Source organism: Kribbella capetownensis (assembly GCF_004331485.1).
Taxonomy (GTDB): domain Bacteria; phylum Actinomycetota; class Actinomycetes; order Propionibacteriales; family Kribbellaceae; genus Kribbella; species Kribbella capetownensis.
Map to the genome: position 1 here is coordinate 162,058 of NZ_SJKD01000013.1, position 7,063 is coordinate 169,120.

At 67.9% G+C, this 7,063-nt stretch carries 6 protein-coding genes and 1 pseudogene; 2 read left to right on the forward strand and 5 right to left on the reverse strand.

Going from position 1 to position 7,063, the window contains the following annotated elements:
- Nucleotides 1-11 precede the first annotated feature (11 nt).
- On the reverse strand, nucleotides 12-1,373 hold the full coding sequence (locus E0H75_RS39340; protein WP_131518818.1) for an MFS transporter: 1,362 nt from the start codon (nucleotides 1,371-1,373) through the stop codon (nucleotides 12-14).
- The gene (locus E0H75_RS39345; protein ID WP_131518819.1) at nucleotides 1,370-1,819 is read right to left on the reverse strand and encodes a MarR family winged helix-turn-helix transcriptional regulator; all 450 of its coding nucleotides are present in this window, start codon (nucleotides 1,817-1,819) and stop codon (nucleotides 1,370-1,372) included. Before E0H75_RS39345 ends, E0H75_RS39340 begins: the two co-directional genes overlap by 4 nt.
- A gap of 114 nt (nucleotides 1,820-1,933) precedes the next feature.
- On the opposite strand from E0H75_RS39345, the gene E0H75_RS39350 reads away from it, so the two are divergent.
- Entirely contained in the window at nucleotides 1,934-3,010 is a 1,077-nt protein-coding gene (locus tag E0H75_RS39350) for a hypothetical protein (protein WP_131518820.1), read from the forward strand.
- 15 nt (nucleotides 3,011-3,025) lie between these two features.
- Here E0H75_RS39350 and E0H75_RS39355 read toward each other — a convergent pair whose 3' ends face one another.
- The gene (locus E0H75_RS39355) at nucleotides 3,026-4,960 is read right to left on the reverse strand and encodes a S9 family peptidase (RefSeq protein WP_238163541.1); all 1,935 of its coding nucleotides are present in this window, start codon (nucleotides 4,958-4,960) and stop codon (nucleotides 3,026-3,028) included.
- Between the two features lie 375 nt (nucleotides 4,961-5,335).
- Nucleotides 5,336-5,908, reverse strand: a complete 573-nt coding sequence (locus tag E0H75_RS39360; RefSeq protein ID WP_131518822.1) for a sugar O-acetyltransferase — start codon at nucleotides 5,906-5,908, stop codon at nucleotides 5,336-5,338.
- Nucleotides 5,909-6,031: 123 nt separating this feature from the next.
- Between E0H75_RS39360 and E0H75_RS39365 the strand changes: the two genes are divergently transcribed.
- Complete coding sequence (locus E0H75_RS39365; RefSeq protein WP_131518823.1) at nucleotides 6,032-6,997, forward strand: LysR family transcriptional regulator; 966 nt, start codon at nucleotides 6,032-6,034, stop codon at nucleotides 6,995-6,997.
- On the opposite strand, the pseudogene E0H75_RS39370 reads toward E0H75_RS39365, so the two are convergent.
- A pseudogene (locus tag E0H75_RS39370) lies at nucleotides 6,960-7,063 on the reverse strand (IS481 family transposase); the annotation flags it as partial. The gene E0H75_RS39365 and the pseudogene E0H75_RS39370 overlap by 38 nt on opposite strands.

Below are 7,063 nucleotides of genomic sequence, written 5' to 3' on the forward strand. Positions count from 1 at the left end.
AGCTCCCGCCGTCAGGCGACTCGGGGGCCGAGCTCCTTCGTGTCGTCGAGTGGCTCGGACTTCAGCCCGACGACCTCGGTCTGCGGGCCGGCGTCGACCACGGCCTTCTCGCCGAGGAGCTCGGTCTGCGGCAGAACCTCCAGCCGCGGGCGGGGCAGCAGACGCGGCCGGATGGCGAGTCCGCGCCGGCGGGAGAAGTACAGCACCGATCCGACCGTGCCGAGCACTGTCAGTCCACCGCCGACGATCAGCGTGTAGCGGGCGCCGAACTCCTGCCCGACCCAGCCGATGAACGGCGACCCGAGCGGCGAACCGCCCATCAGGACCGTCATGTAAAGAGCCATCACCCGGCCGCGCATGCTCGGCTCGATGCTGAGCTGCATGGTCGCGTTCGCCGAGGTCAGCATGGTCAGCGAGGCCAGCCCCACCAGCGGCAGCACGACCGCGAAGGTCAGGTACGTCGGCATCACCGCGCTGATGATCTCGAACGCACCGAAGGCGAGCGCCGCCCCGATCACCAGGCGAGCCCGGATCCGGACCCGGCGGGCCGCCAGCAGCGCACCGGACAGCGAGCCGATCGCGAGCACCGAGCCGAGGATGCCGTACTCCCCGGCGCCCTTGTCGAACACCTGCGTCGCCATCAGCGCCGAGGTCAGCTGGAAGTTCAGGCCGAAGGTGCCCGCGAAGAACACCGCAACCAGCACCATCATCAGGTCCGGCCGGCGCCACAGGTAGCGCATGCCGTCGCGGATCATGCCTTTCTCCCGGCCCGCGGGAGCCGGTGTGTGCAACTCATGGACCCGCATCAGCCGCAGCGACAGGATCACGGCCGCGTAGGTGAAGCCGTTGATCAGGATGACCGGACCGGTGCCGATCCAGTTGATCAGCAGGCCGGCCAGCGCCGGGCCGAGCAGCCGCGCCGCGTTGAAGGACGCCGAGTTCAGCCCGACGGCGTTGGACAGCTCGTCGCGGCCGACCATCTCGACCACGAAGGACTGCCGGGTCGGAGCGTCGAACGCGGTGCCGACACCGAACAACAGGGCCAGCAGGTACACGTGCCAGGGCTGGACGACCCCGGCGATGGTGAGGCTGCCGAGGACCAGGGCGACGGAGGCCATCGCGATCTGGGTGCAGGTCAGCACCGTCCGCTTCGGCAGGCGGTCGGCGACGAGGCCGGCGTACGGGCCGAGCAGCAGGGCGGGCAGGAACTGCAGTCCGGTGACGATGCCGAGCGCCGTACCGGAATGGGTCAGCTCCAGGACCAGCCAGTCCTGGGCGACGCGCTGCATCCAGGTGCCGACGTTCGAGACGATCGCACCGGAGGCGTAGAGACGAAAGTTACGGACTTTGAACGCGCGGAAGGTCGGACTCATGTGGCCGCCAGGCGTTCGAGAACAGGGGCTGCTTTGCGCAGGATGTCGCGCTCCTCGTGGGTCAGTTGCTTGAGCTTGGTCTGCAGCCACTCGTCGCGGCGCCGCCGGTTGGCGTGGATGAGCTCGCCGGCCTTCGCCGTCAGTTCGACCATGATCTGGCGCTTGTCGGTCGGGTGCGGGCGGCGGACGACCAGGCCCGCCTCCTCCATGTTGGTCACGATCCGCGTCATCGACGGCGGCTTGACCTGCTCATGGGCGGCCAGCTCACCGATCGTCATCGCCTCGTGCTTGGACAACGCGCCGAGCACGCTGAGCTGGTTGGCGCTGAGGTCGTGACCGGGCTCGCGCTGCCGCCGGATCTGCCGGGACAGGCGCAGGGTCGACGACCGCAGGGCACTCGCCAGCCCGACGTCACTCTTCACCTGCTGTGCTACGACTTCGGGCATACCGTTACCTTAACTCATTACCTTTGCTAAAGAAAACGCATTACCACCGGATGGTATTCCCGGTGACTCGGTGACGGGCCCCGGGCGGCCGGCGGGGCGCTAGAGTTCGCGGGCATGGGGACGAGTGCTGAGCTGGCGCGGTTCGAGCAACGGTTCCGGCGCGCGGGGCTGCCGCTGTTCATCGAAGACTTCTCGCCGACCCACGACATCTTCACCCGGGCCACGCCGCTGCTGGTCCTGGTCTTCCTGGCCGAGGTGCTCGGGGCGATCTCGCTGCAGTGGCCGGTCTGGGTGAACGTGCTGGCGGCGCTGGGCGCGATGCTGGTGCTGATCGCGGGCTTCGGCCTGCTGAACCGCTTCCGCGACCGGCCGTTCTGGTCGCTGCCGACCCGGTTCGGCGTACCCGAACTGGCTTTCTTCGTGCTGCTCCCGGCCCTGCTCCCCGTGGTCACCCAAGGCCAGTTCCGCCAGTTCTTCGGCGTTGCCATCGGCAACCTCCTGCTGGTCGGCGTCGTGTACGTCGTGATCGGCTACGGGCTGATCGGGACGATCTTCTGGAGCCTGCGCCGGCTGGCGAGCGAACTGGCGAACTCGGTGGCCAGCCTGGTCCGGGCGCTGCCGTTGCTGCTGGTGTTCTCGCTGGTGCTGTTCGTGAACACGGAGATGTGGCAGGTATTCGCCGGGATGCCGATCGCGTTCATCGTCGTCTCGGTAGTCGCGTTCACCGTGCTGAGCGCCCTGTTCCTGCTGATCCGGCTGCCCCGGGAGGTGGACGCGATCGAGCGTGACGCCGGTTCCGGTCCGCCGCTGCGCCGGATCCAGCGGATGAACATCAGCATCAGCCTGGTCATCCGGCAATGGATGCAGGCGCTGGTGGTGAGCGCCGGGGTCGGGCTGTTCTTCGTCGCGTTCGGCATGCTCGCGATCAGCGAGCACATCTACGACCAGTGGGGCATCACTCCCGGGTCGTGGTCGTACCACATCGATCTATTGGACCACCAGATGCTGATCAGCGCGTCGCTGGTGAAGGTTGCCATCGGCATCGCCAACTTCACCGGGCTGTACTACTCCATCGCGCTGCTCACCGACTCGACGTACCGGACCGAGTTCCTGGACCACGTCAGCACCGAACTGCGTGAGCTGTTCGCCGCGCGGGCGGAGTACCTAGAGCTACGGCGGACCACTGCCTAGGCCGGACCCTTCGATCTAGAGGGACTCCTTGAGGAAGCGCAGTTCGTGGAGCATCAGGCCTTCGACGGTCGCCGCGTCGGTAGGCATGTGGGTGGCTCCGGACAGCGGGAGCACCTGATGCTGACGGCCCGCCGCGAGCAGTGCGGCCGACAACCTGAGGGTGTGGGCGGCAACCACGTTGTCGTCGGCCAGGCCGTGTACTAGCAGCAACGGACGGCGGAGGTCGGCCGCGTAGGTGAGCAGTGACGAGCCGTCGTAGACCTCTGGGTTCTCATCGGGATGCCCCAGGAACCGTTCCCGCCAATGCGTGTCGTACATCCGCGAGTCGCTCGGCGCAGCGCCGGCGATCGCCGCGTGGAAGACATCCGGCCGGCGAAGGACCGCTGCCGCCGAGAGCAGGCCGCCGTAGCTCCAGCCCCGCATGGCGACCTTGGTCAGATCGAGGACACCGGTCTGCTGCGCGACCGAGTGCAGCGCCATCACCTGATCCTCGAGCGGAGCCGACATGGTGTCGAGATAAACCGCCTTCTCCCACACCGGACCGCGTCCCGGCGTACCCCGGCCGTCGGCGATGATCACGGCGAACCCGGCTTCGGCGTACCACTGGGCGGTGGCGAACCACGCACCGGTGACCCGCACCGCCAGCTGGCTGGCAGAACCGCCGTACGGCGACATCAGGACCGGCAGCGGTGCGTCGCCGGGCTGATGCCAGGAGGGCAGCAGCAGTGCGGTCCTGATCTGCAGTTCGCCGGTCCGTAGCCAGGTGATCCGCGGTGTGAGCGCCGGTTTGGCGTTGAGCGCCCTGATCGCTTGGTCCGGTCGGCCGTCCCGCTGTACGACGAACGATCGGCCGGACTCGGTGTTGGAGACCATCAGGAGCGCGCCCGGTACGCGGCTTCCGGTGTGAATGCCGGCGCCTTCGCTCAACCGACGCAGGCCGGTCTCGTCATACAGCCAGAGGTGACGCTCGGTCGGCTCGTCGTTCGCCTCGAAGAGGACTGCCTCGCCTGAGACATCCAGTACGGCGCGGACCTGCAGGCCGCCTGGGGTGACTGCCTGGCCGCCGACGGTCAGCCGCCGAGTCTCTCCCGCGTCCTCGGTGTGGACGAGTCGGCCCGACTCGGTGCGCGCCGGGGTCCCGGCGATGAGCTCGACCCACGCAGGATCCCGCTGCTCATGCACGAGCCGCGTCTCACCGGTCTCCGGATCGGCCGATAGCACCTGCACCGTCCGCTGATCCCGAGACTGCACCCCGATCAACGGCCCCTGTGAATCCCACCCCACCGAAGTCAAATACTCATGAGCCGCCCGATCCCACCGCACCTCGACACCACCAGAGCCTTCGGTGCCGGAGCTGCCGGACAGGTCGAACGCGTGCAGGGTGACGATGGCGTTCGGCGTACCGGCGGCAGGGTAGGCGATCTCGCGGGGCGTCCGGCCCGGGTTCGCCGGGTCGGCGATCCACCAGCGCTGGACCGGGGTCTGGTCGACCCTAGCCGCCAGCAACCGGGTGCCGTCAGGGGACCACCAGTGGCCGCGATTCCGCTGCATCGACTCCGCAGCGACGTGCTCAGGCAGACCCCAGGCGACCTCGGGATCCGGATCCGCGGCCAGCTGCCGATCGTTGCCATCAGCAAGCTCCACCACCTGCAGTGCGCGGCCGGTCACGTACGCGACCCGGCGCCCGGTCGGGTCGATGCGCGGATCGACCACCGGTCCCGCGGTAGGTACAGCTACCGGCCGGCGCTTCGAGCTGTCGAGGTCGAGCTGGTACAGGTCGCCCTTGACCGCGAAGACCACCCGGCGGACCGCGCGGTCAGTCGAATACGCGACAACACCCGCCGTACGCTCGCGACTCCGCTCCCGCCGGATCAGCTCGGCCTCAGGCACCGGGCCGTCGTCGCCGAGGTTCTCCGGTGCAACCAGGAGAATCTCCTGACCGTCGTTCACATCGAGCAACCAGAGACAGCCAGTCCGGTCCTCCGGCCCACGCGTCCGCAAGAAGAGCACACGCTCCCCATCCGGAGACAACGTGAACGCCCGAGGCAAGCCAAGCGTGAACCGACCCGTACGAGCAGACTGCCCAGGAAACGCCTCAACAGAATCCACCCCGAGACAGTACGCCGCCCCAGCTCACCTAACCCAGCCGATATCCCCATCACCACCCACAGCCCGCACCCCGCCCCAGCTCGGGCCCCGGCTCCGCCTCAGGCCAGCCAGCCCAGCTCCAGCCCAGCACCAGCCAGCTCCAACCCCAGCTCAGACTCCTGCTCCGCCCCGGCTCCTGCTCTCCGGCCCGGCTCCTGCTCTCCGGCCCGGCTCCTACTACTGCACCGGCTCCGGCACTGCTCCGGCTGCGGCTTCGGCAGGGGTATGTGGGTTGGGCTGGTGGAGGGTGCGGATGATTCTGGCTGGGGAGCCGACTGCCAGCGTTGCCGATGGGATGTTGTGGGTGACGACTGCGCCTGCGCCGATGACGGAGTTCTCGCCGACGGTTACGCCCTGGAGGATCATGGCCCCCGCGCCGATCCAGACGTTGCCTTCGATGGTGATTGGTGCGGCGGTGATCCCAGAGCGACGTGACGACGGGTCGACTGGGTGACCGGAGCTGATCAGGCTGACGCCGGGACCGATCATCACGTCGTCCCCGATCTCGATCCCGCCGATGTCGTTGAACCGACAGCCCTGGTTGACGAAGACGTTGCGGCCGAGCCGGATGTTGATCCCGTGATCGGAGTACACGGGCGGAATGAGGTGGAAGGTCTCGTCGACGGGCCGGCCGGTCAGCTCGGACCAGGTCGCCCGGATCGCGTCCTGGTCGTCGTACCGCAGTGCGTTGAGCCGTTCCGTCGTGCCGATCGCGCGCATGACCCGTTCACGGAACTCCCGGAAATCCATCTGATCCGCCTTTCATACAACCGGTTGGTGAGTACGCCGATGCAACCAACTGGCGGACAGGCGATACAAACAACCGGTTGGTTGGCGCGCCACAACGTGTGGTTGTGCTCCTAGAGTGACGGCGTGGATCTCGAAGCCGTCCGGACGTTCGTGGCAGCGTCCGATGCCGGGCAGTTCCAAGCCGCCGCCGACGAGCTGGGCATCACGCAGCAGGCCGTCTCGAAACGCATCGCGGCCCTGGAACGACAACTCGGCGTACTGCTGTTCGCCCGCTTACCCAGAGGTGCGCAGTTGAGTGTGGACGGGCAAGCGTTCCTTCCGCATGCCCGGGAACTCCTTCGGGCCGCGGACCGTGCCGCCGCCTCAGTGCTCCCGGGTCAACGCGCGCTCCGAGTCGACGTACTCAACCGTCGTACGGCGCCCGCGACCGCGCTGCATGCCTTTCATCAGCTGCACCCCGGCATCGACCTCGACGTGGTCACGCAGCCCGATGCTCACGTCGACTCCGTAGTGGATGCCGTTGCCGTCGGCATCGTCGACGCCACGTTCCGCGCGATCACGGATCCCCGGCGCCAGATCAGCCCGCCGGTGCGGTTTGCCCGGGTGATCGAAGACCCGCATCAGCTACTGGTCGGACCGCGACATCCACTGGCGAACGCAACCAGCCTCACGCCTACGGACCTCACGCCGTACCGGATCTGGATGCCGGGCATGAGGGCCGACACCGAGTGGGGCGCGTACTACGACGAGCTCGCCAGGGTCTTCGCACTCGGTATCGACACCGTCGGACCGAGCTTCGGGGTCGAAGTACTCCTCGACCAACTCGCCGAGTCCGCCGACCTGGCCACCTTCGTCGGCGAGGGCACTCGCTACCTCTGGCCGGAGGCGTACGACTTGCGCCGCATCCCGATCGTCGATCCCACGCCGATCTACCCGCACTCGGTCGTCTGGCGCGACGACAATCCACACCCCGGTCTGGCGGCCCTCCTCGACCACCTTCACGCCGTCAGCGCGAGCACCTCCATAGGCGAGACCTGGGCGCCGGCCTGGGCTAGGTGTACTGCCCAGGGAGGTTGGTTAAGCGGGTGATGGGTGGGGTTTTGCCGATGGCGGTGTGGGGTCGGTGGTGGTTGTAGTGGTGGAGCCAGCCGGGTA